The organism is Streptomyces sp. NBC_01171, assembly GCF_045039805.1.
Classification (GTDB): Bacteria; Actinomycetota; Actinomycetes; order Streptomycetales; family Streptomycetaceae; genus Streptomyces.
Genome location: NZ_CP108609.1, coordinates 2,210,419 through 2,231,439, shown reverse-complemented (window position 1 = coordinate 2,231,439; position 21,021 = coordinate 2,210,419). Strand labels below are relative to the sequence as shown.

Genomic DNA, 21,021 nt, shown 5'->3' with positions numbered 1-21,021 from the left:
GGCCCGTCGTGGCGGGTGGCTAGCCCTTCAGTTGCGCCTTGATCCGCGCACGCAGCGACGCCATGGTGAATCCGCGCGGGTCCACCTTGCCGGGCTGCCATTCGAGGTGGCCGATGACCGAACGTTCCGTCCAGCCGTGGTGGCGGCAGATCGCGGCGGCGGCCCGCACGATCGCCTCCATCTGGGCCTCCGGCCAAGGGTCCTTGCCGTCGCCGAGGTTCTCGCACTCGAAGCCGTAGAAGTACCGGTTGCCGTCGGTGTTGGCCTCGTTGTCGGGCGGCAGGCCCTTCTCCGCGATGACCGCGCGCAGTACCTCGTCGTCACCGAGACCGGCGTGGTTGGCGCGGCCGTAGCCGACCAGATGGACCTTGCCGTCCTTGGTGATCACGCCGTGGCAGAGCGGGCCGGGAAGCTCGTCGTAGCCCTCGCGGCACAGCTCCACGGTGCGGGCGCTGCCGCTGGTCACCGTGTGGTGGATCATGACGCCGTGCATCGGGCCCCAGGGGCCCTTGTGGTTGCGGTTGTGGGTCCGCCAACTGCCGACCTCCACGACCTTGAGGCCCTCGGCCTTCAGCGCGCTCAGAAAACCGCTCGCGGACATGGGTGGGGACATGGCCGCCTCCTTCGTGCCGTTGGGGAAGTTTTGGACGGACCGGCCGTCTCGGCCCACCCGTCACGGTGCTTGTACCGACGCAGGGGGGTGGGAACCACATCGTCCGCTCGGTGTGCGAGTCGATTCGGCCATTTCCCGGCCGGGATCGTGCCGTTCGGGTGGCGGCGGGCGACCGCGGGGTCGACAAGGTCGCCCGGTCTGCCCAGTAGTCCGATGATCCATTCCCCTTCTTTCGGGTAATGGTGCGGGCACGCTCCGTGATGAAAGGCTCAGCCGTGAGATCGGTGCCCGGCGAGATTCGACACGGGCATTCATGGGAGGGCAATTCCTTATGTCGGTAGGCGAAGAGGTCCGTACGGAACAGGGCAAGCCGCAACAGTCCCTGGGCACGGCGGCCGCGCGGAACCTGGCCACCACCACCAAGTCCGTACCCCAGATGCAGGAGATCAGCTCCCGCTGGCTGCTGCGCAACCTGCCCTGGGTGGACGTCCAGGGCGGCGCGTACCGGGTGAACCGGAGGCTGACGTACGCCGTGGGGGACGGCCGCATCACCTTCGTGAAGACGGGGGACCAGGTCGAGGTCATCCCGGCCGAGCTGGGCGAACTGCCCGCGCTGCGCTCGTACGAGGACGAAGAGGTGCTCACCGAGCTGGCCCGGCGCTGCCGGCAGCGTGACATCGCCGCGGGCGAGGTGATCAGCTCCTTCGGCACCCGCACCAAGGAGGTCTACCTGCTCGCCCACGGCCGCGTCGAGAAGGTCGGCACGGGCCCGTACGGGGACGACGCGGTACTCGAAGTCCTCGCCGACGGCGCCTACTTCGGGGAGGCGGCGCTGCTCGACCCCGACGCCATCTGGGAGTACACCGCCCGTGCCGCCACCGCGTGCACGGTGCTCGTGCTCAGCCGCTCGGACTTCGAGCAGGTCGCCGAGCGCTCCGACTCCCTGAGCGAGCACGTCGGCCGGCTGCGCGCGCTCCCGGACCAGCGGACCAACAAGTACGGCGAGAAGGAGGTCGAGCTGGCGGCCGGCCACTCCGGCGAGCCCGACATCCCGCACACGTTCGTCGACTACGAGGCGCGTCCGCGCGAGTACGAACTCAGCATCGCCCAGACCGTGCTGCGCATCCACTCCCGTGTGGCCGACCTCTACAACCAGCCGATGAACCAGACCGAGCAGCAGTTGCGGCTCACGGTCGAGGCGCTGAAGGAGCGCCAGGAGCACGAGCTGGTCAACAACCGCGAGTTCGGCCTCCTGCACAACTGCGAGTACGACCAGCGGCTCCAGCCGCACGACGGCGTCCCCGGCCCGGACGACCTGGACGAGCTGCTCAGCCGCCGCCGGGGCACCAAGTTCCTGCTCGCCCACCCGCGCGCCATCGCGGCGATCGGGCGCGAGCTGAACAAGCGCGGACTGGTCCCGGAGACCATCGACGTGGGCGGCAACCGCATCCCCACCTGGCGCGGGGTGCCGATCTACCCGTGCAACAAGATCCCGGTCAGCGAGGCCCGGACCACCTCGATCATCGCGCTGCGCACCGGCGAGGCCGAGCAGGGCGTGATCGGCCTCCGCCAGTCCGGCCTCCCGGACGAGATCGAGCCCAGCCTGTCGGTGCGCTTCATGGGCATCAACGAGCAGGCCGTCATCAACTACCTGGTGACCGCCTACTACTCGGCCGCCGTGCTGGTGCCGGACGCGCTGGGCGTACTGGAGAACGTGGAGATCGGCCGGTGGCGGTGACCCGATCACCTGCTTCCCGTCCCGGCGTTCGACGCCGGGGCGGGGGTCCCACCGTGTTCGCCGGCGAGGGGGAACCATGAGCGAATCCATCGTGGAGACCGGGGCGTGTCCGGCGCCGGTCTCGTCGGACGGGGTGCCCAGGCCGCGACAGGCGGCGGACGATACGCCGGGGCACGAGGCGGTCGTCCTGCTGGAGCGCACACGGGGCGTCGTGGACCCCGAACTGCGCGCCGCCGTCGAGTCGTTGCCGGTGCAGTTGCGCCGGATCGCGCTCTACCACTTCGGCTGGAGCCACGCGGACGGCACCCCGGCGGCGGGCAACGCGGGCAAGGCGATCCGGCCGGCCCTCGTCCTCGCGGCGGCGTCCGCGCTGGGCGGCGCGGAGGCGCGGGCGGCGGCCGTGCGGGCCGCGGCGGCGGTCGAACTGGTCCACAACTTCACGCTGTTGCACGACGACGTGATGGACCGCGACACCACCCGCAGACACCGCCCCACTGCCTGGACCGTGTTCGGCGACCCCGACGCGATCCTCGCCGGGGACGCCCTCCAAGCCCTGGCGCTGCGACTGCTCGCCGACGACCGGCACCCGGCCTCGGGCCGGGCGGCGGCCCGGCTCGCGGAGTGCGTGATCGAACTGTGCGCCGGACAGCAGACCGACACGGCCCTGGAACACCGCGCACCCGGCGAGGTCGCCCTCGACGAGGTGCTCGCCATGGCCGAGGCGAAGACCGGCGCCCTGCTGGGCTGTGCCTGCGCCCTGGGCGCGCTGTACGCGGGCGCGGAGGACGAGGTGGTGGCGGCGCTGGACACCTTCGGCCGGCAGGCCGGGCTGGCGTTCCAGCTCATCGACGACGTGATCGGCATATGGGGCGACCCCCGCCGGACGGGCAAGCCGGCCGGTGCCGACCTCGCCGTCCGCAAGAAATCCCTGCCCGTGGTCGCCGCGCTGACCTCCGGCACCCCGGCGGGTGCCGAACTGGCCACGCTGTACGCCCGCCCGCACACGGCGGGCGACAGCGCCGAGATCACCCGGGCGACGGTCGCGGTGGAGCAGGCGGGGGGCCGGGACTGGGCCCAGGCGGAGGCGGCGGACCGGATGGCCCGCGCGGTCCAGGAACTGGCCCGGGCGGTCCCGGCCCCGGAGGCGGCGGGCGGCCTGCTGGCCCTGGCGGAGTTCGTCACCCGGCGCAGTAGCTGAGCCCCCTTGCCCCTTTGGGCCCCGCGCAGCCCCACGGTGCGCGGGGCCCACCCGTCCTATTCTGGGCATATGGACAGGGAAGCCCACGTCTGCCCCACCTGCGGCCGGTCCGTCGACACGGTCGTCGGCCGCCGCAAGACCCTGGGCGCGTGGGTCCCGGTATGGAAGCCGGGCCCGTGCCACAACCCGGCGTGCGCCTCGGCCCCGGCCCGTACCGTGACCCCCATGCCCCAGCAGCCCGAGGCCCAGCACGCCGAGATCCTCCACCTCACCGAACGCGCCCTCTGGGACGCGGCCCGCGAACACGGCTCGTACGAGATCTCCACCCGAGGCCGCACCCTCCAGGAGGTCGGCTACATCCACTTCTCCACCCGCGCCCAACTTCCGCGCGTGGCCGCCTTCCTGTACGGCGAGGACCCCGACCGGGACGACCTGGTGGTCCTGGTGGTCGATCCGGCACTGCTGGACGCCCCACTGAGGTACGAGGCGATGCCACCGGCGGGGGAGGAGTTCCCGCATGTGTACGGGGCGGTACCGGTGTCGGCGGTGGTGGACGTGGAGCAGTGGAAGGCGCCCCGCTAAGGCCCGCGGGTCAGGCCCCGAGGCGCTTGCGGTCCTCCTCGTCCCACGTGCGGGTGTCGCGGGGCTCGACGTAGGGCTCCTCGTCGGCCGGGTGACCGCCGGCGATGGCGCGGTGGCGGCTCATCTCCGCGTCGAACTCCAGGCCGAGCAGGATGGCCAGGTTGGTGAGCCACAGCCACACCAGGAAGACGATCACGCCCGCGATGGCGCCGTAGGTCTTGTTGTAGGAGGAGAAGTTCGCCACGTACAGCGCGAAGGCCGCCGAGGCGATCAGCCAGACGACCAGGGCGAGAAAGCTGCCCGGGGTGATCCAGCGGATGCTGCGGATCTTGGCGTTCGGGGTCGCCCAGAACAGGATCGCGATCATGATCGTGACCAGTACGGCGAGCACGGGCCACTTGGCGATCGACCACACCTTCAGGAACGTGTCGCCGATGCCCAGCGTGGTGCCCACCTGCCGGGCCACACTGCCGGTGAGGACGACGATCAGCGCGCTGATCACGGCGATGACCATGAGCATCACGGTCACCCCGAGCCGTACCGGCAGCAGCTTCCACACCGGACGCCCCTCGGGCACGTCGTACACGGCGTTCGCGCTTCGGATGAAGGCGGCCACGTAACCGGAGGCCGACCACACGGCGAGCGCCAGACCCACGAGCGCCATGACCGAGCCGATCCCGCCCTTGCCCTGCATCTGCTGCACCGCGGCGCGCAGGACGTCGCGGGCGGGGCCGGGGGCGAGCTGCTGGATGTTGGTCAGCACCTTCTGGGTCGTCGACCGGCCGGCGAGACCCAGCAAGGAGACCAGCGCCAGCAGCGCCGGGAACAGCGCCAGGACGCCGTAGTAGGTCAGCGACGCCGCCCGGTCGACCAGCTCGTCCTTCTGGAATTCCTTCAGGGTGCCCTTCAGCACCGCACCCCAGGAATGCGCGGGCAGATCCGTCGGCGAGGCCGGCGCACGCCGCTCCACCTGCTCCGACGGACCGACGCCCGTGTCCTGCCCGGCCGACGCGTCTTCGTCGCGGGCCCCGAATCCCCTCAGCGATTTCTCCATGCCTGCCGGATGTCCCGTGAGCGGCCGCCTATGTCGACGCCGTCCATGTCCCCGGCCGGGGCACCCGGACCCCCCAAAAGACCGCACCCGGCTCCTCGAAGGCGCCGGGTGCGGTCGGGGACGCTGCAAAATCAGGCAAGTTGCAGGTCGGAAGGGATGACCCAGGGGATCAAGCCTTCTTCGTCTCCCAGAAGATCTTGTCGATCTGGGCGATGTAGTCCAGGGCCTTCTGGCCCGTCGCCGGGTCCGTGGAGGCCTTGGCGGCGGAGAGGGACTTGACGGCCTCGTTGATGAGGGTGTGCAGCTCGGGGTAGCTCTCGAAGTGCGGCGGCTTGAAGTAGTCGCTCCAGAGCACGTCCAGGTGGTGCTTGGCCAGCTCGGCGCGCTGCTCCTTGATCACCGTGGCACGGATCTGGAAGTGCAGATCGTCGTTGGCGGCCATCTTCTCCTGGATGGCCTTGACCGACTCCGCCTCGATGCGGGCCTGAGCCGGGTCGTACACACCGCAGGGCAGGTCGCAGTGGGCGCTGACCTTGACCTTGGGGGCAAACAGGCGGGAAAGCATGGAGCGTTCCTTCCTCGTGATCGTCTTCTCAGGTGGGACATTACTCCCTGAGGGACTGGTTTTCCCGAGTGCCCCCCAGGGCTTAGGACAAAAGTCCGGGGTCAAACTGGGACTGTGGAGGAACGGACCGGGGAGGTGCCGGGGATGCCGGAGCTGTCGCAGGAGACCGAGCGGGGCAGAGCGCTGCCGCCCTTCGGTATCGCCGAGGTCACGGGCCCCTCCATGGTGCCCACGCTCCACCACGGGGACCGCCTGCTGCTGCGGTACGGCGCTCCGGTCCGGCCGGGCGAGATCATCGTCCTGCGCCACCCCTTCCAGCAGGACCTGCTGGTCGTCAAACGTGCGGTGGAGCAACGCGAGGGCGGCTGGTGGGTGCTCGGCGACAATCCGTACGCCGGCGGGGACAGCACCGACTACGGGGTCGTGCCCGACGAACTGATCCTCGGGCGGGCCTGGCTGCGCTACCGCCCGCTGGCCGGCCGGCGCTCGCCGCTGGCGGTGGTGCGCTGGGCGCTCTGCGCGGCCAGACCGCTGCTGTCGGACCGGTCGGCGGCCAGGCGTTTCCGGGCGCGGTAGGCGGCGACGTTCGCCCGGGTCGCGCAGCGGTCGGAGCAGTAGCGGCGGGAGCGGTTGGTGGAGGTGTCCAGGTAGGCGTTCCGGCAGGGGGCGGCCTGGCACAGGCCCAGCCGGTCGACGCCGTACTCGGTCAGATGGAACGCCAGCCCCATCGCGGCGATGGCCGCGTAGCCCGCGGTCGCGTTCGACGGGTGGTCGGCCAGGTGCATGTGCCACAGCGGGCGGCCGTCGTCGTCGCGGAAGTCGTGGCCCGAGATCTGCGGGCTGACCGGGAACTCCAGCAGCAGGGAGTTCAGCAGGTCAACCGCCAGCGTCTCGTCCCCCTCGTCCGCCGCCTCGAACACCGCGCGCAGTCTGCCGCGGACCGAACGGAAGCGGGTGACATCGGCGTCGGTGGCGCGGCGGGCCGCCGACGCGTTCACGCCGAAGAGGTCGCGTACGGCCTCCACCGAGGTCAGGGAGTCCTTGCCCTGGCCCGGCTCCTCGCTGTTGACGAGGCGTACGGCGTAGTCCGAGTAATGGGCCAGTTCCACTTGTAGTCCTTACGGGGGCGCTCTATGGTCGTGTCTGCGGTCGGGGTAACAGCCGGGCGCGCTTCCAGGGTATTACGCGGGCGCGGAAGGGGATGGGGATTCGTGACCACCATAGGTACGGGGACGGACTGGGCCGCCTGGCAGGAGAGCTGGGACCGGCAGCAGGAGTGGTACATGCCCGACCGCGAGGAGCGGTTCCGGGTCATGCTCGACATGGTGGAGGCGTTCGCCGGTACGGCCCCGCGCGTGCTCGACCTCGCGTGCGGCACGGGCACGATCACCGCGCGGCTGCTGGCGCGGTTCCCGGAGGCGACCAGTACCGGGGTCGACCTCGATCCGGCCCTGCTCGCCATCGCGCGCGGCACTTTCGCGGGCGACGACCGGGTGACCTTCGTGGAGGCCGACCTCAAGGACGCCGGCTGGCCGGCGGCGCTGCCGTACGACTCCTACGACGCCGTTCTCACGGCGACCGCCCTGCACTGGCTGCACACCGAGCCGCTCACCGCGCTGTACGGGCAGCTCGCGGGGCTGGTGCGGGAGGGCGGGGTGTTCATGAACGCCGACCACATGACCGACGAGTCCACGCCCCGGATCAACGCCGCCGAGCGCGCGCAGCGGCACGCCCAGATGGACCGGGCCAAGCGGGACGGCGCGCTCGACTGGGCCGAGTGGTGGCAGCTCGCCGCCCAGGACCCGGTGCTCGCCGGCCCCACCGCCCGCCGCTTCGAGATCTACGGCGAACACGCCGACGGCGACACCCCGTCCGCCTCCTGGCACGCGTCCGCCCTCTGCGAGAAGGGGTTCGGGGAGGCGCGCGCGGTGTGGTGCTCGCCCTCGGACACGCTGCTGCTCGCGCTGAAGTGACGCACGGACGAGGGGCGGTACGGGGTCACCCCGTACCGCCCCTCGGTCTGTCCGCCTACAGCACCTTCGACAGGAACGACTGGGTGCGTTCGTGCTGGGGGTTGGTGAGGACGTCGCGGGGGTGGCCGGATTCGACGACCACTCCGCCGTCCATGAAGACCAGGCTGTCGCCCACCTCGCGGGCGAAGCCCATCTCGTGGGTGACGACGACCATCGTCATGCCGGACTCGGCGAGGTCACGCATGACGTCGAGGACGTCACCGACCAGCTCCGGGTCGAGCGCCGACGTCGGCTCGTCGAACAGCATCAGCTTGGGCTCCATGGCGAGCGCCCGCGCGATCGCCACGCGCTGCTGCTGGCCGCCGGAGAGCTGCGAGGGGTAGTTGCCCGCCTTGTCGCCGAGGCCCACCCGCTCCAGGAGCTGCATCGCCTGCTCCTGCGCCGCTCGCCTGGAGACGCCCTTGACCTGCACGGGTGCCTCGGCGACGTTCTCCGCGGCCGTCATGTGCGGGAAGAGGTTGAAGCGCTGGAAGACCATGCCGATGTCCCGGCGCTTCAGCGCGACCTCGCTGTCCCGCAGCTCGTACAGCTTGTCGCCCTTCTGGCGGTAGCCGACCAGCTCACCGTCGACGTACAGGCGGCCCGCGTTGACCTTCTCCAGGTGGTTGATGCACCGGAGGAACGTCGACTTGCCGGAACCGGAGGGGCCGATGAGGCAGAACACCTCGCCCGGCTTCACCTCCAGGTCGATGCCCTTGAGGACCTCCACCGCGCCGAAGGACTTGTGCACGCCCTCGGACTTCACCATCGGCACGATCGCCTTCGGCGGGGTGTCGTTCTTGCTCAGCTTGTCGCTCATGCCGTGCCTCCCTTCGGACGGCCCAGGGAGAACACGTTCGCCTTAACCTTCTGCCAGGGAGTGGCGGGCAGTTGACGGCTGGAGCCTCGGGCGTAGTAGCGCTCGATGTAGTACTGGCCGACGCTCAGGATCGAGGTCATGATCAGGTACCAGGCGGCGGCGAGGAAGTACATCTCCACCGGTGCGCCGGAGTTCTGGCCGATGTCCTGGGCGTAGCGGAAGAGTTCGGGATACTGGACGGCCGCCACGAGCGAGGTCGTCTTCAGCATGTTGATCACTTCGTTGCCCGTGGGCGGCACGATCACGCGCATCGCCTGCGGGATCACGACCCGGCGCAGCGTCTTGGCGTGGCTCATGCCCAGCGCGTGGGACGCCTCGGTCTGGCCCTCGTCCACCGCGAGCAGACCGGCGCGGCAGATCTCCGCCATGTACGCGGCCTCGTTGAGGCCGAGGCCGAGCAGCGCCGTCAGCAGCGGCGTCATGAAGTCCGACCAGTAGTTCTTGTAGATCGGGCCCAGGTTGATGTACTCGAAGACGAGGCCCAGGTTGAACCACAGGAACAACTGCACCAGCACCGGGGTGCCGCGGAAGAACCAGATGTAGAACCAGGCGATGGACGAGGTCACCGGGTTCTTCGACAGCCGCATCACCGCGAGGACGATGCCGCCCACGATGCCGATCACCATCGACAGGACCGTCAACAGCAGTGTCTTGCCGACGCCGGTCAGGATGCGGTCGTCGAAGAAGTAGTCGGGGATCGCATGCCAGTTGATCTTGCCCTGGCTGAAGGCGTACACGATCGCCGCGAGCAGGGCGATGGCGATGACGGCGGACACGTAACGTCCGTAGTGCTTGACCGGGATGGCCTTGATGGCCTCCGGCGCGGCCGGGGGAGCGCCCTTGCCCCCGGCCGTCTTCTCGATGTCAGTCACAGGTATTGCCTCTCGGTGGCCGCTGAGGTTCCGCGGATCACTTGCCGCCGTTGATCGCGGCTTCCTTGACGGCGCCGTCCTGCGCGCCCCACTTCTGGAGGATCTTCGCGTACTCGCCGTTCTTGATGATCGCGTTCAGCGCGGCCTTGAGGGCGTCACGCAACTGCGTGTCCTTCTTGGCGACGGCGATGCCGTACGGGGCCGCCTCGACCTGGTTGCCCACGACCTCGAAGTCCTTGCCGCCGCCGGAGGTCTTCACCGCGTAGGCGGCGACCGGGAAGTCGGAGGAGGCGGCGTCCACACCGCCGGAGCGCAGCCGGGTCTGGGACTGCTGGTCGTCGTCGAACGGCTCGATGCTGATCTTCTTGCCGGCCGGGCACTTCTTGGTCTCCTGCTTGGCCAGGTCCTCGGAGACCGTGCCGCGCTGGACGGCGAGCTTCTTGCCGCACAGGTCCGACCAGTCGGTGATGCCCTTGGTGTCGCCCTTGCGCGTGTAGATGGAGACGCCGGCCGTCAGGTAGTCGACGAAGTCGACGCCCTCGCCGACCTTCTTGCCCGTGTCGGGGTCGACGCCCTCCTGGCGGTTCTTGTTGTCCGTCATCGCGGACATGGCCATCTGGAAGCGGCCGGAACGCAGACCGGTGAGCAGACCGTCGAACGTGCCGTCCTCGAAGCTGAACTTCACGCCGAGCTGGTCGCCGAGGGCCGTGGCGAGGTCCGGGTCGATGCCGACGACCTTGCCGGAGGAGTCCTTGAACTCGACCGGGGCGTAGTGGATGTCGGAGCCGACCTTGATCTCGCCCTTGTCCCGGATGTCACCGGGGAGCAGGTTGGCGAGGGGGGCGCTGCTGTCGGAGGCGCTGCCGGAGTCCTTGCCCTTGGTCTGGTCGCCGCAGCCGGTGAGGAGCAGGGTGCCTGCGACCGCGATCGCACCGGCCGCTGCGATCCGGGACCGTGCGGTCGTACGACGGGTGGAGCTTGCGGTCATCGTGGTTCCTCCGGCGGATGGGAAGAGAAGACGTACCGATGGGGTCGACGAGAACACACACCTTCGGGTGCCGCGACCTCGTGGGTTTACGGCATCCTGCCATTCGGACTACGCCATTCAGGCCCGTCACAATGTCAAAATCGGATAACGGGTGAGCGAGAACCGCATCAGGTCGGTACATCCGCGCTCCATTCGCGCCGGACGATCTGCGGAAATACGCTGTTCACACCGGAAGATCCACAGCGGGTCTCACGATCCGGACGGGCGGTGTGCGGGGTTTCAGGGGATTCGCGGGGCGTTTGAGGTTCCTCTGAGGTGCGCCCGCGGGCCCTCCGTGCGAGGGGTGCGGGGAGGGCCGGGAGGGCCGGCCGGCATTCCGGGGCGACATGTGACCTTGCGCCTAATGGACTCGTGGTCCGCCCGTCCGTCCGGTATGAAGGTTCTTTACACCCCTCATCCGGGGCTCAGGGCGCGTGTGCGGCGCGCCCGTCGCGTATGTGCTCGTACGTATCCGTCAATCGAGCCGTGCGCGGTGCCCGCCCACTCCTCACCCGGAGTGGTCGACCCTCAACCATGCATACCTAAGGGGTAAGACAAAGTGGCAGCGGAGATCGTCAATCCTCGCAGCGACAGCGGTGCCGGACCGGAGGGCGGGGCCGAGCCCCTGGACTCCTTCGACCCCGCTTTCGCGCTGCACCGCGGCGGCAAGATGGCCGTGCGGGCCACCGTGCCGATCCGGGACACGGAAGACCTTTCCCTCGCGTACACCCCCGGCGTCGCGCGCGTGTGCACCGCGATCGCGGAAACGCCGGAGCTGGTCAACGACTACACCTGGAAGTCCTCGGTCGTCGCCGTCGTCACCGACGGCACGGCCGTGCTCGGTCTCGGGGACATCGGTCCCGAGGCGTCCCTCCCCGTGATGGAGGGCAAGGCGATCCTGTTCAAGCAGTTCGGCGGGGTCGACGCGGTGCCGATCGCCCTCGACTGCACCGGAGTCGACGAGATCGTGGAGACCGTCGTCCGGCTCGCCCCCTCCTTCGGCGGGGTGAACCTGGAGGACATCTCCGCGCCGCGCTGCTTCGAGATCGAGCGGCGCCTCCAGGAGCGGCTGGACATCCCGGTCTTCCATGACGACCAGCACGGCACCGCCGTCGTCACGCTGGCGGCGCTGCGCAACGCGGCCCGGCTCAGCGGGCGGCACATCGGGCAGCTCCGTGTCGTCATCTCCGGCGCCGGGGCGGCCGGGGTCGCCATCGCCCGGATGCTGATCGAGGCCGGTATCGGGGACGTGGCGGTCGCCGACCGCAAGGGCGTCGTCTCCGCCGACCGGACCGACCTGACCGACGTCAAGCGGGAGTTGGCCTCCTTCACCAACAAGGCGAAGCTCACCGGCACGCTGGAGGACGCCCTGGCCGGCGCCGACGTGTTCATCGGTGTCTCCGGCGGCACGGTCGCGGAGGAGGCGGTCGCCTCCATGGCTAAGGGCGCCTTCGTCTTCGCCATGGCCAACCCGAACCCCGAGGTGCACCCGGAGGTCGCGCACAAGTACGCGGCCGTCGTCGCCACCGGGCGCTCCGACTTCCCGAACCAGATCAACAACGTGCTCGCCTTCCCCGGCATCTTCGCCGGTGCGCTCCAGGTGCGGGCCTCCCGGATCACCGAGGGCATGAAGATCGCCGCGGCCGAGGCGCTCGCCGCCGTCGTCGGCGACGACCTCTCCGCCGACTACGTGATCCCCTCCCCGTTCGACGAGCGCGTCGCCCCCGCGGTCACGGCCGCCGTGGCGGCCGCGGCCCGTGCGGAGGGCGTCGCCCGGCGCTGACGCCCGCGCGCAAGCGTTCGACGGGAACGGCCTCGCCCCTTGAGGGGCGGGGCCGTTCGTGTGTCCCGTGGGCTCGTCCCGCTGGGCTCGGTGAGTGGTCTCGCGCAAGAGGGTGTGTGTCACACCGGTGGGCGGTTCCGTCCGGGCGGGGCGGAATCTATCGTCGACGGCATGTTCGCCGCCTATGCCGCCCGGATCGACCGTGATCAGCCGCTCACCGGCCTGGAGTTGGGGGAGCGTCCGGCCCCTGAGGCCCGGCCCGGCTGGAGCACCGTCGATGTCCGCGCCGCCTCCCTCAACCACCACGACCTCTGGTCCCTGCGGGGCGTCGGACTCCCCGAGGACCGGCTGCCGATGATCCTCGGCTGTGACGCCGCCGGGATCGACGAGGACGGCAACGAGGTCGTCCTGCACTCCGTCATCGGCCAGAGCGGCCACGGGGTCGGCCCCCGCGAGCCCCGCTCCATCCTCACCGAGCGCTATCAGGGCACCTTCGCCGAACAGGTCGCCGTGCCCACCTGGAACGTGCTGCCCAAGCCGAAGGAACTCTCCTTCGCCGAGGCCGCCTGTCTGCCCACCGCCTGGCTGACCGCGTACCGGATGCTGTTCACCAACGCCGGGGTACGGCCCGGTGACTCGGTGCTGGTGCAGGGCGCGGGCGGGGGCGTCGCCACGGCCGCCATCGTGCTCGGCCGGGCCGCCGGGCTGCGGGTCTTCGCGACCAGCCGGGACGAGGCCAAGCGGAAGCGAGCGCTGGAACTGGGTGCCGTCGAGGCCGTGGAGCCGGGGGCGAGGCTGCCGCAGCGGGTGGACGCCGTCATCGAGACCGTGGGCGCCGCGACCTGGTCGCACTCCATCAAGTCCCTGCGTCCCGGTGGCACCGTCGTGATCTCCGGCGCCACCAGCGGCGACCGGCCCTCGCACGCCGAGCTGACCCGGATCTTCTTCCTCGAACTCAAGGTCGTCGGCTCCACCATGGGCACCAAGGACGAGCTGGAGGACCTGCTCGCCTTCTGTGCCACGACCGGGGTACGTCCCGTCATCGACGAGATTCTCCCGCTGGACCGCGCTCGCGAGGGCTTCCAACGGCTGGAGTCCGGCGAGCACTTCGGGAAGATCGTGCTCAGCAACTCCTGAACTCCCTTGTAAAGCAGGCGGGTCCGGGGTGCCGGGCCCGCCTTTTCTTGCACCCTCTTGTCAACCTAGGTTGACATGAAGCGAGCGTCAACCTAGGTTGACACCATGACGGATGCAACGGATCTCGCCCAGCGGGCCGGTGACCGCGATCCGCGGGTCGGGCTGCGGGCCGTGGCCGCACTGCGCAGGCTGCTGGAGCAGTTGGAGGCGGTGCAGGTGCGCGGGGCGCGCAATCAGGGCTGGTCGTGGCAGGAGATCGCCGCTGAGCTGGGTGTCAGCAGGCAGGCCGTGCACAAGAAATACGGGAGGCAGTGATGTTCGAACGCTTCACCAAGGACGCCCGTGAGGTCGTCCAGGGCGCGGTCGCGCACGCGGAACGGGCGGGCGTACGGTCCATCGGCGCCGAACATCTGCTGCTCGCCCTCCTCGACCGCGAGGGCAGCCGGGCCTCCTTCGCCTTCGCCGCGCTCGGCCTCGCCGAACGCAAGGACTCCCTGCGCGAGGCGCTGGCCGAGGCGCGGCGCCGGGCGGGCCTGACCCGCGCGGACGCGGACGCCCTCGCCGGACTCGGGATCGACGTCACGGAGATCGTCGCGAAGGTCGAGGAGGCGCACGGTGCCGGTGCCCTGTCCGGCGACCGCCGTGACACGGGCGGCTGGTCGGGGCGCCGGACCTTCGAGCAGGACGCCAAGGACGTGCTGGAGGGGGCGCTGCGCGCCGCCGTCGGCCGCCGTGGCCGACGCATCGGCGACGAGCACCTCCTGCTCGCCCTCACCGTGCGGCCCGGAGTCCCCGCCGAGGTGCTCGCCGACCACGGAGTGACCCAGGAGTCGCTGCGACGGGTCCTCTACGGCGAGGGGACCGCGCAGGCGGGCTGACGCGAAGCCCTCTTCCCTTGCCCTGGGCGGCTCAGACCTTCGGGCCGTCGAGTATCGCGCCGATGCGGGCCGCCGCCGTCGACAGATGGCGGCGGACGTCCTGGAGCTGGTCCTCGGTGACGCCGTGGTCGCGGGCCGCGTCCCGGACGCCGTCCCGGAAGCGGTCCAGCAGACGGTCCAGGTCGCGGGCCGGGTCGCCGGTGGGGGGCTCGTGGGTCCAGGCCGGCTCGTACTCCATCGGGAAGTCCGGTGGGGTGTCGGAGTACTCCGGGCCGGTCTCGGCCTTGGCGCTGCCGGCGCCCGCCGTGCCCGTCCGCCTGGCGTGCTCCGTGCCGAAGTCGCCGAAGTTGCCGAACTCCCGCGCCAGTTCGGCCAGGCCCTCGCGGACACCGGTCGGCCAGTCGCCGCGGGTGAAGTGGTCCTGCACCCGCTCCTGGACCCGGCCGGCGAGGCGGCGCATCTCCTCCTGGGCCTGGGCGTTGGCGCGCGACTGCGCCTCCTGGGCCTGGCGCCGGGCCTGCTGGGCGTCCTCGCGGGCGCGGCGGCTCTCGTCCTTGGCGCGCCGGGCCTGCTCCTTCCACTCCTGCTTGGCGCGGCGCATCTCCTCCTTGGCGGTCCGCCACGCCTCGGCGTCACTCCGGGCGCCCGGCTCGTCGTAGGGACCCGGGCCGGTGGTGCCCGCCTTGCCGGCGCGGGTACGGGAGGCGGCCGCGCGCATCTCGCGCCGCAGGTCGCCCGCGGCGCCACGGACGTCGGCCTTGATCTCGGCGGCGAGTTCCGCGACGGACTCGCGGATCTCCAGCTCCAGGTCGGCCAGTTCACCGCTGCGGTCGGCCAGTTCGGCGCGACCCGCGTCGGTGATCGAGTAGACCTTGCGGCCGCCCTCGGTGGTGTGGGTGACCAGGCCCTCCGCCTCCAGCTTGGCCAGGCGCGGGTAGACCGTGCCGGCCGAGGGGGCGTACAGGCCCTGGAAGCGTTCTTCGAGGAGCCGGATCACCTCGTAGCCGTGGCGCGGGGCCTCGTCGAGCAGTTTGAGGAGGTACAGGCGGAGGCGGCCGTGGGCGAAGACGGGGGGCATGTCAGAGCACCTTCTTGTCGGTCGTGCCGTCCGTGGGGGAGGCGGAGGCGGGGCCGGACTCCCAGGCGGTGTCGTCGTCCTCCTCGGCCGGGCGGCGCAGCAGGGCGATCGAGCCGGAGACGGTGGTGGCCCGGAGCTTGCCGCTGCCCGAGCCGAGGCGGCCGGTGATCTTGTGGGCGCCCCACTGACCCTGGACGCGCAGGCCGTCGAAGGCGTTGGAGATCGAGCCGCTCGCGGTGTTCGCCTCCACGTCGGTGTCCGCCGGGTGCGGGAGCCGTATGGCGATCTCGCCGGAGACGCTGGTCAGCCGTACGTCGGTGGGGCCCTCCGGGTCCAGGTCGATGATCATGGAGCCGCTGACCGAGTCGGCGCGGACGGAGGGGCCCGCCCCCTCGACCACCGTCAGGTCGCCGGAGACCGACTTGAACCGCAGGTCACCGCTGACGGCCTGGGCCTCCACGCTGCCCGAGACGGTGTCCGCGCGGACCGGGCCGGAGACCCCGACCAGGGTGGTGTCGCCGGTGACGCCCTTGACCACGGACGGACCCCGTACACCGGAGACGACCGCGGCGGCGCCCACGACTCCCACCTCGACGCGGGTGCTCGCGGGGACGGCCAGGGTGACCACCGCGCTGCGGCGCCAGCCCTCGCGGTCCAGCCACTTCAGGAAGCCCTTCCAGGGCAGGTCCTCGTACGCCACCGTCAGGGTGCCGTGCCGGTGCGTGACGATCAGGGGTGGGCCCTCGATGTCCGAGATCTCCAGGCGGGCGGAACTCTCCTCGGTGCCCACGACGTTCACCGTGCCGTTGACCACGCGGACGTTCAGCTCGGTCACGGGGGCGTCGAAGCTCAGCTTCTGGGGTTCGGCGACGGTCCACTCGGACACGGGTCCTCCTCGGGCGGGACGCGGGCAAGTAGGCGGAGCGGGGCGATGCGCGGTGGGCGAGCACGCCCACCCGTCACGCCATATCGCGTCTCCTCCCATTCACGATATATCGTGGCCGTCGGAAGTCAAGACACCCTTTCGAGGGACGAGTGCCGGGCGGTGTCCGGGCATGGCGGTGCGGGCCCTGCCCCTCTGGGCGGGCCCGCGGTCGAAGTGGGCGAGGGCGGCCGACGGCCCCCAGGAATGCCGCGAGTGCCTACTCGTCGTCCTCGTCGTCCAGGCGCGCCAGCCAGGTGGCCAGGCGTTCCACCGGGACCTCGAAGTCGGGGTTCAGGTCGACGAACGTGCGCAGTTGCTCGGCGAGCCACTCGAAGGTGACCTCTTCCTCGCCGCGCCGCTTCTCCAGTTCTTCGATGCCTCGGTCGGTGAAGTACATGGATGACGCTCCGTCGGTCGGTGCAGGGGTAGGGCCGGTCCCGGGCGGGAAGAACCCCCATTCGCGGACGTGACCGCGAGGGAAGAGGGCGCCGCCTGTTCCGGCTGGGGAGCCGGGAGAGGACAGGAAAAGCATAGGCAGCCCCCGGGCACGGTGGGCAGCCGGTGCCGTGCGGGCGCCGGTCACGGCCGGTGACGGGGGACGAGTGGGGAGAGGACGGGGGTCCGATGAACGGGGACTCGACGCGGGTGGCGCGGATCGAGCTGCCGGACGGTACACCGGTGTGGGCCCGGATCTCGGGCGCGGAGGAGCTGGCGTACGCGGAGGAGCTGTCGTACACCGACACCGGCTTCCACGACCGGGTGGAGGCCAGCGTGGAGAGCCTGCACTCGCTGATCACCGGGGTCGCGCGCTCGCTCTCCGGCCCACTGAGCGCGGTACGGCCCGACGAGGTCAGCGTGGAGTTCGGCATCGAGCTGACCGCGAAGGCCGGCAAGGTCGTCGGTCTCCTCGCGGACGGCGAGGCCAAGGCGGCGCTCACGGTCACGCTGACCTGGAGCGGAGGGCCGTCGGAGCCGGGTCCCGTGCCGGGGGCTGCGCCGGGCGGAGGTGGGCCGGAGGCGGGGCCCCTGCCCGGCGGGCCTGCTCCGGGGCCGCCGAGAGCGGGGTCCGGCCCCGCCTCAGGGATACCGGCACCCGGTCCTCGGACGGGGCCCGGCGGTGCGCCTGATGCGGGGCTCGTACGGAGTGGCGCAGTGACGGGAGTACGAGCCGCCGACCCCATGCGTGCTCCCGAGCCAGGGATACCGGCGCCCGGTCGCCACGCGGGGCCCGGCCACGTACCGGCCGCCGCACCAGCACCGGGGCCGGAGCCTTCGTCCCGCTCCGCGCCCGACGGGCCGACCGCCGGTGCGCACCCGGAATCGGGCCCCCGCACGCCCCCGCCGCAGGCACCCCCTCCGCCCGCACCCGAACCTTCCCCGACCCCCCGACCCGAAGCGTTGCTCGGCGTGTGGGGGCATCCGGGATGAGCGCGGGGTACGGCGGGGGCGCACCGGAGGGGGACGGTGCTGCGGAGCTTGCGCTGCGTGACCTCGTTCTGGGGGCCACCGTGCGCATTCATCGCGCGGGGGCCGGGTATGCCCACGACGAGCCCGTCAGCTTCCTCGGCAGTGGTTTCTTCGTCGCGCCGAACTGGGTTCTGACCTGCGCACACGTGGTTCACGCCGGGGAGGGGGGCGAGGTCACCGTGGTGTACCGGAACAGCCCCTACGACGACCCGCGCCCGGTGCCCGGACGGGTGGCCGCGATGCTCCCGGAGCAGACCGGGCGCCCGGTGCCGGGCAGTTGGCCCGCGCCCGACCTCGCCCTGGTCCGGCTGCGCGAACCGGTCGGCCACACCTGTGTGTACGTGTCGGAGCGCCCCAACCCGCACTTCGGCGGCACCAGCGTGTTCTACGCGGGCTGGACCGCCCCTCGGGGCAGGCTCCAGATCCTGGACGGCCGGCTCACCGTGCAGGGCACCATCAGCGCCTGGTCGCCCGAGGAGCAGGTCCGGCTCGGCCGGAACGACCTGCCCCCCGGCGTCTCCGGCGGGCCCGTGGTCGACCCCGTACGCGGAGAGGTCGTCGGCGTGCTCAAGTCCCGCGCCGACCACGGGGGCGGCGGCACCTCCATCGGCGTGGAGCGCCTGCGCACGCTGCGGCTCCCCGCCGACGGCGACGACGTCTACCAGTCCGTCTTCCACGCCCACGACCGCTACCACCGCGACCGCCAGCAGAGCGCCGACTCGCCCGACCCCACCTGGGCCGACATCCAGGGCGAACTCGGCGCCCGCCCCGGCCGCACCCTCACCCCGCAGCAGCGGAGCGAGTTGCTCGGGCTGCTCGCCGACCTGCCCCCGCCGGTGAGCACCCGGGGCCTGCTCGACGTCCTCCGCGCGCTGCCCGACTTCCGCGTACCGACGCTGGTGCCCGCCCCGCGCGGCTGGCGGGACGGGCTCGGGCTGCTCTACGAACACGCCCGGCAGGACGGCGCCCTGAAGCTGGTGCTCGACTACGCGATGGGTGTGCTCGCCGCCGAACGCCCGCCCGCCCCCAGCGCCCTCGCCGCCGAACGCGCCCTGTGGGAGTGGGTGCGGCACACGGCGACCGGCCTGGACAGCGGTTACCGGCACGCCCTGGCTCAGCGGCGCACCGAGCTGCTCGGCCGGGCCCAAGCGGCTCACCGGCAGGCCGCGTTCGGCGGCACCGGCCGGGACACGGCGGTACCGGAGCCGGTGCGCCCCCTGCTCACCACGTACCCCGAACCCTCCGTGCTGCTGGTGGTGCTGCGCCGGGGCTGGGAGCCGGACCACTGCGACTGGTCGGTCTCCGTGGGTGGCGGCCCCGACCAGGAGCCGGCCCGGCTGTACGAGGGCGAACGCGCCCCGCTGGACGGCCTGGCCGACCACGTGGCCGCGCCCCTCGCCGAGGCGTTCCGGCACTGTGACGAGCCCGGCCGGCCCGCCACCCTGTACGCGGCCCTGCCGCATCTGCACCTCGGCCTGCCCGTGGACGACTGGCGCCTCGCCCCCGACGGCCTCCCCCTCGGCGCCGAACGCCCGGTCCTGGTCCGCTGCTCGGACCGCGACCAGCTCCCCGACGAGACACCGGCCTGGGAGGCGTACGAGGACCCGGACGCCGAGCGCCGGGACCGCTGGCGGCGGCTGCATCTGCGCCCTGCGCACGCCGAGGTGCTGGACTGCGACGACGGCGTGCGCAGACCCGTACCGGACATGGCGGTGCTGCGCGGGCTCGCGCAGCAGACCGTGCCGGTGCTGTGCCGCCCCGGCGATCCGCGTTCGCCGGACGGGCCCGCCGCGCTCGGCCGGGTGGTGCGGGCCGGGTTCGGGGTGGTGCTGTGGCGGCGGCGGCCGGACGGCGTGTGCGGGGAGTTCCACCGGGGCGTGAAGACGGCCGTGGACGACGGCGAGGGCGCCCTGTCCCTGCCCGGCGTGCTGCACACCCTGCGCGAGCAGGTGCACGCCGGGCTCACCGAGTCGTACTGGGCGCACGGCACGACCCTGCTGTACGACGATCCGCACCGCCCCCTGCCCGGCATCGGAGACCTGCTGGAGGCCCCGTGATCCGGGGCCCCGGTTCCTCCCTGATCCCCTTACCAGGCGTCCGGCGGGTCGATACCGTGAGGGACGTCCACGGCTGCCCCTGGCGACGAGTGACGAGCGACGAGGACCGGACATGACCGAATCCAGCGAGTGGCTCATCTACCGAGGTGCCGGGGAACCCCACGACGGGATGAGCCGGCTGCCCCCGCCCCCGCCCTGGCGCGACTTCTCCGCACGCGGCGCCGAGACCTCCTCCGGGCCGGGCGAGGACGGCGACGGTTCCCGCGACCGCAGGCTCGGCGCGCACCGGCACCTGGCCGAACTGCACCGGCCCGGCGCCGAGGAGCTGGAGATGATCAACGCGGCGCTGTATCTGCGCCGTCCGCTCCTGGTCACCGGCAGCCCCGGCGCGGGCAAGAGCACGCTCGCGCACTCGGTGGCGTACGAACTGGGGCTGGGCGAGGTGCTGCGCTGGTCCATCGTGAGCCGTTCGGCCCTCCAGGACGGGCTCTACCACTACGACGCCATCGCCCGCCTCCAGGACGTGCAGATCGCCGCGCAGGGCGGGTACGGCAGCGCGGCCGGGAGCCCAGGTTCCGTCGAGGCCATCGGCGGCTACATCCGGCTCGGCCCGCTCGGCACCGCCCTGCTGCCCTCGGACACCCCGCGCGTGCTGCTCATCGACGAACTCGACAAGAGCGACATCGACCTGCCCAACGACCTGCTGAACGTGCTGGAGGAGGGCGAGTTCGAGATACCCGAGCTGCGCCGCCTCGCCGACCGCCTGCCGGACGGCGAGGCCGAGGTGCTCACCGCCGACGGCACCAAGGTGCGGGTGCGCGACGGCCGGGTGCGCTGCACCTCCTTCCCGTTCGTGGTGCTCACCAGCAACGGCGAACGGGACTTCCCCGCCCCGCTGATGCGCCGCTGCATCCACCTGGAGCTGGGCCGCCCCGACCACAACCGGCTCGCCACCTTCGTCCGCGCCCACCTCGGGGACGAGGCCGCGCGGGCCGGTGACGATCTCATCGCCCGCTTCCTGGAGCGCTCGCGCAGCGAACTCCTCGCCACCGACCAGTTGTTGAACGCCCTCTACCTCACCGACGCGGCCGCCCCGCCGAGCCGGGAGCGCCTGGCCGACCTGCTCATCCAGCGACTCGACCGCCCGAGGTGAGG

The 21,021-nt window shown here is 71.6% G+C and carries 21 protein-coding genes and 1 pseudogene; 12 read left to right on the top strand and 10 right to left on the bottom strand.

Translation table 11 applies throughout. The features are described 5' to 3' along the window. Positions 1-19: 19 nt before the first annotated feature. Entirely contained in the window at positions 20-613 is a 594-nt protein-coding gene (locus OG448_RS10080) for an N-acetylmuramoyl-L-alanine amidase (protein WP_399566367.1), read from the bottom strand. 331 nt (positions 614-944) lie between these two features. Here OG448_RS10080 and OG448_RS10075 point away from each other — a divergent pair, with 331 nt between their 5' ends. The 3 genes from OG448_RS10075 to OG448_RS10065 all read left to right on the top strand — a co-directional run bounded on the left by OG448_RS10075 (position 945) and on the right by OG448_RS10065 (position 4,131). Further along, on the top strand, positions 945-2,351 hold the full coding sequence (locus tag OG448_RS10075) for a family 2B encapsulin nanocompartment shell protein (RefSeq protein WP_405552914.1): 1,407 nt from the start codon (positions 945-947) through the stop codon (positions 2,349-2,351). Between the two features lie 76 nt (positions 2,352-2,427). Further along, positions 2,428-3,549 carry a family 2 encapsulin nanocompartment cargo protein polyprenyl transferase gene (locus tag OG448_RS10070; RefSeq protein WP_405552912.1) on the top strand — a complete coding sequence of 374 codons (1,122 nt, stop codon included), beginning with the start codon at positions 2,428-2,430 and terminating at the stop codon, positions 3,547-3,549. 225 nt (positions 3,550-3,774) lie between these two features. Next, positions 3,775-4,131: a DUF952 domain-containing protein gene (locus OG448_RS10065; RefSeq protein WP_405558746.1), complete on the top strand. Its 357-nt coding sequence runs from the start codon at positions 3,775-3,777 to the stop codon at positions 4,129-4,131. A gap of 10 nt (positions 4,132-4,141) precedes the next feature. Here the strand turns inward: OG448_RS10065 and OG448_RS10060 are convergent, their stop codons facing one another. Beyond that, on the bottom strand, positions 4,142-5,185 hold the full coding sequence (locus OG448_RS10060) for a YihY/virulence factor BrkB family protein (protein WP_405552910.1): 1,044 nt from the start codon (positions 5,183-5,185) through the stop codon (positions 4,142-4,144). Positions 5,186-5,354: 169 nt separating this feature from the next. After that, positions 5,355-5,750: a superoxide dismutase, Ni gene (sodN, locus tag OG448_RS10055; RefSeq protein ID WP_030807512.1), complete on the bottom strand. Its 396-nt coding sequence runs from the start codon at positions 5,748-5,750 to the stop codon at positions 5,355-5,357. Positions 5,751-5,894: 144 nt separating this feature from the next. On the opposite strand from sodN, the gene sodX reads away from it, so the two are divergent. Continuing rightward, positions 5,895-6,326, top strand: coding sequence for a nickel-type superoxide dismutase maturation protease (gene sodX, locus OG448_RS10050; RefSeq protein ID WP_405558745.1), 432 nt, complete (start codon positions 5,895-5,897; stop codon positions 6,324-6,326). Here sodX and OG448_RS10045 read toward each other — a convergent pair. After that, positions 6,212-6,859, bottom strand: coding sequence for a CGNR zinc finger domain-containing protein (locus tag OG448_RS10045; RefSeq protein ID WP_405552908.1), 648 nt, complete (start codon positions 6,857-6,859; stop codon positions 6,212-6,214). The genes sodX and OG448_RS10045 overlap by 115 nt on opposite strands. A 102-nt stretch (positions 6,860-6,961) precedes the next feature. On the opposite strand from OG448_RS10045, the gene OG448_RS10040 reads away from it, so the two are divergent. After that, positions 6,962-7,723 carry a class I SAM-dependent methyltransferase gene (locus tag OG448_RS10040; RefSeq protein WP_405552906.1) on the top strand — a complete coding sequence of 254 codons (762 nt, stop codon included), beginning with the start codon at positions 6,962-6,964 and terminating at the stop codon, positions 7,721-7,723. Positions 7,724-7,778: 55 nt separating this feature from the next. Here the strand turns inward: OG448_RS10040 and OG448_RS10035 are convergent, their stop codons facing one another. From OG448_RS10035 to OG448_RS10025, 3 genes are read right to left on the bottom strand one after another with little or no spacing between them, the layout of a single operon-like run. Further along, positions 7,779-8,540: an amino acid ABC transporter ATP-binding protein gene (locus OG448_RS10035; RefSeq protein ID WP_405558743.1), complete on the bottom strand. Its 762-nt coding sequence runs from the start codon at positions 8,538-8,540 to the stop codon at positions 7,779-7,781. A gap of 38 nt (positions 8,541-8,578) precedes the next feature. Further along, positions 8,579-9,514, bottom strand: coding sequence for an amino acid ABC transporter permease (locus OG448_RS10030; RefSeq protein WP_405552904.1), 936 nt, complete (start codon positions 9,512-9,514; stop codon positions 8,579-8,581). Between the two features lie 37 nt (positions 9,515-9,551). Continuing rightward, positions 9,552-10,502 carry an ABC transporter substrate-binding protein gene (locus OG448_RS10025; protein WP_405552902.1) on the bottom strand — a complete coding sequence of 317 codons (951 nt, stop codon included), beginning with the start codon at positions 10,500-10,502 and terminating at the stop codon, positions 9,552-9,554. Positions 10,503-11,100: 598 nt separating this feature from the next. Here OG448_RS10025 and OG448_RS10020 point away from each other — a divergent pair. The 4 genes from OG448_RS10020 (at position 11,101) to OG448_RS10005 (ending at position 14,339) form a co-directional block, all read left to right on the top strand. Further along, positions 11,101-12,324, top strand: coding sequence for a malic enzyme-like NAD(P)-binding protein (locus OG448_RS10020; RefSeq protein ID WP_391294509.1), 1,224 nt, complete (start codon positions 11,101-11,103; stop codon positions 12,322-12,324). Between the two features lie 171 nt (positions 12,325-12,495). Then, complete coding sequence (locus OG448_RS10015; RefSeq protein WP_405552899.1) at positions 12,496-13,461, top strand: zinc-binding dehydrogenase; 966 nt, start codon at positions 12,496-12,498, stop codon at positions 13,459-13,461. A gap of 105 nt (positions 13,462-13,566) precedes the next feature. Next, the gene (locus OG448_RS10010; RefSeq protein WP_030807538.1) at positions 13,567-13,776 is read left to right on the top strand and encodes a helix-turn-helix domain-containing protein; all 210 of its coding nucleotides are present in this window, start codon (positions 13,567-13,569) and stop codon (positions 13,774-13,776) included. Next, a complete protein-coding gene (locus OG448_RS10005) occupies positions 13,776-14,339 on the top strand; it encodes a Clp protease N-terminal domain-containing protein (RefSeq protein ID WP_405552897.1) in 564 nt (187 codons plus the stop codon). Before OG448_RS10010 ends, OG448_RS10005 begins: the two co-directional genes overlap by 1 nt. A 31-nt stretch (positions 14,340-14,370) precedes the next feature. On the opposite strand, the gene OG448_RS10000 is transcribed toward OG448_RS10005, so the two are convergent. The 3 genes from OG448_RS10000 to OG448_RS09990 all read right to left on the bottom strand — a co-directional run bounded on the left by OG448_RS10000 (position 14,371) and on the right by OG448_RS09990 (position 16,739). Beyond that, positions 14,371-15,417 (bottom strand): helix-turn-helix transcriptional regulator, encoded by a 1,047-nt coding sequence (locus OG448_RS10000; protein WP_405552895.1) that lies wholly within the window; start codon positions 15,415-15,417, stop codon positions 14,371-14,373. Position 15,418: 1 nt separating this feature from the next. Beyond that, entirely contained in the window at positions 15,419-16,303 is an 885-nt protein-coding gene (locus tag OG448_RS09995; protein ID WP_405552893.1) for a DUF4097 family beta strand repeat-containing protein, read from the bottom strand. Between the two features lie 256 nt (positions 16,304-16,559). Further along, positions 16,560-16,739 carry a DUF6104 family protein gene (locus tag OG448_RS09990; RefSeq protein WP_003992906.1) on the bottom strand — a complete coding sequence of 60 codons (180 nt, stop codon included), beginning with the start codon at positions 16,737-16,739 and terminating at the stop codon, positions 16,560-16,562. Positions 16,740-16,966: 227 nt separating this feature from the next. Here OG448_RS09990 and OG448_RS09985 point away from each other — a divergent pair. The 3 genes and pseudogenes from OG448_RS09985 to OG448_RS09975 form a co-directional block, all read left to right on the top strand. Next, positions 16,967-17,461, top strand: a pseudogene (locus OG448_RS09985) (CU044_2847 family protein); the annotation flags it as partial. Positions 17,462-17,850: 389 nt separating this feature from the next. Next, positions 17,851-19,866: a trypsin-like peptidase domain-containing protein gene (locus OG448_RS09980; RefSeq protein ID WP_405552892.1), complete on the top strand. Its 2,016-nt coding sequence runs from the start codon at positions 17,851-17,853 to the stop codon at positions 19,864-19,866. 112 nt (positions 19,867-19,978) lie between these two features. Then, positions 19,979-21,019 (top strand): AAA family ATPase, encoded by a 1,041-nt coding sequence (locus OG448_RS09975; RefSeq protein ID WP_405552890.1) that lies wholly within the window; start codon positions 19,979-19,981, stop codon positions 21,017-21,019. Positions 21,020-21,021 lie beyond the last annotated feature (2 nt).

Coding starts and splice junctions, on each gene's coding strand:
- OG448_RS10080 (WP_399566367.1), bottom strand. CDS start 613: ATGTCCCCACCCATGTCCGCGAGCGGTTTTCTGAGCGCGCTGAAGGCC.
- OG448_RS10075 (WP_405552914.1), top strand. CDS start 945: ATGTCGGTAGGCGAAGAGGTCCGTACGGAACAGGGCAAGCCGCAACAG.
- OG448_RS10070 (WP_405552912.1), top strand. CDS start 2,428: ATGAGCGAATCCATCGTGGAGACCGGGGCGTGTCCGGCGCCGGTCTCG.
- OG448_RS10065 (WP_405558746.1), top strand. CDS start 3,775: ATGCCCCAGCAGCCCGAGGCCCAGCACGCCGAGATCCTCCACCTCACC.
- OG448_RS10060 (WP_405552910.1), bottom strand. CDS start 5,185: ATGGAGAAATCGCTGAGGGGATTCGGGGCCCGCGACGAAGACGCGTCG.
- sodN (WP_030807512.1), bottom strand. CDS start 5,750: ATGCTTTCCCGCCTGTTTGCCCCCAAGGTCAAGGTCAGCGCCCACTGC.
- sodX (WP_405558745.1), top strand. CDS start 5,895: ATGCCGGAGCTGTCGCAGGAGACCGAGCGGGGCAGAGCGCTGCCGCCC.
- OG448_RS10025 (WP_405552902.1), bottom strand. CDS start 10,502: ATGACCGCAAGCTCCACCCGTCGTACGACCGCACGGTCCCGGATCGCA.
- OG448_RS10015 (WP_405552899.1), top strand. CDS start 12,496: ATGTTCGCCGCCTATGCCGCCCGGATCGACCGTGATCAGCCGCTCACC.
- OG448_RS10010 (WP_030807538.1), top strand. CDS start 13,567: ATGACGGATGCAACGGATCTCGCCCAGCGGGCCGGTGACCGCGATCCG.
- OG448_RS10005 (WP_405552897.1), top strand. CDS start 13,776: ATGTTCGAACGCTTCACCAAGGACGCCCGTGAGGTCGTCCAGGGCGCG.
- OG448_RS10000 (WP_405552895.1), bottom strand. CDS start 15,417: ATGCCCCCCGTCTTCGCCCACGGCCGCCTCCGCCTGTACCTCCTCAAA.
- OG448_RS09990 (WP_003992906.1), bottom strand. CDS start 16,739: ATGTACTTCACCGACCGAGGCATCGAAGAACTGGAGAAGCGGCGCGGC.
- OG448_RS09975 (WP_405552890.1), top strand. CDS start 19,979: ATGACCGAATCCAGCGAGTGGCTCATCTACCGAGGTGCCGGGGAACCC.